Genomic DNA, 2,043 nt, shown 5'->3' on the forward strand with positions numbered 1-2,043 from the left:
GGGACCCGGCGCGGGAGCCGCGGGCGGGGGTGTGCCCGGGCGCCGATCTGACTCGCGGGTAACAAAATGGTTACTATTGAAGCTAACTGTCCGCTGATGATTGGTAGTATTTTGCGTTTCAAGACTGCAGTCGCCCTGATGCTGCTTGGCCTCCTGACCCTGCTGGCCGGTATTGGCCAGAAGACGTTTTGGGCTCCCCCGGAGACGATTACGGCCACCGCTCCGACGGGTACGGCCGCGCCGCTGACCGTCTTCGATGAGAAGCTGAGGACGCTGCACCCCGGGACCGTGAAGATCCAAGTCAAGGGCGAGGGTGCCTTCCTGCTGGCCGCCGGGCGGCCCGACGACGTCGACGCCTGGGTGGGCAAGACGGCGCACAACACCGTCGCCGGCGTCTCGGAGGACGGCAAGTCGCTGCAGCTGACGCATACCGACGGCGACGCCGCCGCGCCGTCTCCGGCCGGATCGGACCTTTGGGTCGCCACCGAGAACGCCAGCGGTGAAATGGACTACTCGTGGAACGCGCCGGCCGACGGCGACTGGTCCCTCCTCCTCGCGGCGGACGGCACCAAGCCCGCCCCGAGTTCCATCACGATGACGTTCCCGAACGACACCTCGACGCCCTGGGCCATTCCGCTCATGGTGCTCGGCGGCCTGCTGATCATCGCCGGCGCGGCGCTGCTGGTCCTCAAGCCGAAGTCACGCAACCGGACCGGCAACCCGACCGGCGGCAACCCGACCGGCGGCAACCCGACTGGCGGAGGCGGGGACGGCAGCGCGTTCGTCCGCCGCGCGCAGGCCAAGGCCGCGGCACGCCGCGCGGGACAGGGTTCGACGGCACCCGACGCTTCAGCGCCCGAGAAGACAGCATCCGAGCAGAAGAAGGGCCCCGGCACGGCGCGCCGTTCCGGCATCGTGGTGGCCGTGCTGACGGCCGCCGCCGTCGCCGGAACGTCGGTGGCCGCTCAGGCCAGCCAGACGCCCGCGCCGTCGCCGAGCGCACCGGCCGCCACACCCGCTGCCCCGGCCTCCAACAGCGCGGCCCCGGGCACTCCCAATGAGGACCAGACCGGCGATGCGCCGGTGCTGCTGGACGCCCAGTTCCGCCGCGTCCTGGAACAGGTTGCCGGTGCTGTCGATGCAGGAGACGCTGCCAAGGACGCCGCCAAGCTGGCGCCGCGCGTGGCTAAGTCCGAGCTCGAGGTGCGCACGCAGAACTACAAGGTCCGTTCGCAGGTCGGCTCCTACGAGGCCCGCATGCCTGTCCGCTCCATGAAGCTGCTGACCACGGTGGTCACCAACAAGCGCAGCTGGCCCCGCTCCGTCATGGCCGTGACGCAGGGCGAGGGCAACGTCGTCCCGCAGCTGCTGACCCTGACCCAGGCCTCCCCCCGGGAGAACTACAAGCTGGTCAGCAGTACGCCGCTGCAGCCCGGTGCCACCTTCCCGGCGATCGGGCGGGCCGGCACGGAGACGCTGGCATCCGCGGACAAGTCCGGACTCCTGTACAGCGGCGACGAAGCCCTCGCGGGGCTGGGTGACCGCCTGAGCAAGGCAGACTCCGCCTTCAAGGACAAGCTCGTCGAGGGCCAGTCCTCCCCGTACATCGCGGACACCCTCGCCTACCAGGCCGACGTCGTCAGTTCAGGCGTCAACGGCACCTTTGCCTTCACGCACAAGGTGGCCCCCGAGAACACTGTCGTGTTCCGCACCGCCGACGGCGGGGCACTGGTTCTGGGACGCCTGAACTTCTCCTTCGACGGCACTCCGAAGGCCGACGGCGACAAGCTCACAATCGGCGACGACGCGGCCGCCCTGGCCGGCGGCAAGGAGACCAGCACCGGCATGGTGCTGAACTTCGCCGAGTCGGTGGCTGTCTATGTTCCGCCGGCCGGTTCCAAGGATCCGATGAAACTCGTGGCCGCCACCCGGGGCCTGGTCGGGGCCGCTTTCAAGTAGCCCTCGCCGGCGGGCGCGGTGGCGCCGGGCAGGACTTCAATGGCTAGAGTGGAGCTATGACTACGCCAGCTTCCCGCCCGGTCC

General features: G+C 69.6%; 1 protein-coding gene. It reads left to right on the plus strand.

Annotated features, from left to right (window positions below; translation table 11 throughout):
* The first annotated feature begins 96 nt into the window (after nucleotides 1-96).
* The gene (locus tag LQV16_RS23400; protein WP_229996215.1) at nucleotides 97-1,959 is read left to right on the plus strand and encodes a hypothetical protein; all 1,863 of its coding nucleotides are present in this window, start codon (nucleotides 97-99) and stop codon (nucleotides 1,957-1,959) included.
* Nucleotides 1,960-2,043 lie beyond the last annotated feature (84 nt).

The organism is Arthrobacter sp. Bi26, from assembly GCF_918697925.1.
In the GTDB taxonomy this organism is placed as follows: Bacteria; Actinomycetota; Actinomycetes; order Actinomycetales; family Micrococcaceae; genus Arthrobacter.

What these genes read in the sequence shown, in the direction of transcription:
- LQV16_RS23400 (WP_229996215.1), top strand. Translation starts at nt 97, where the DNA reads ATGATTGGTAGTATTTTGCGTTTCAAGACTGCAGTCGCCCTGATGCTG.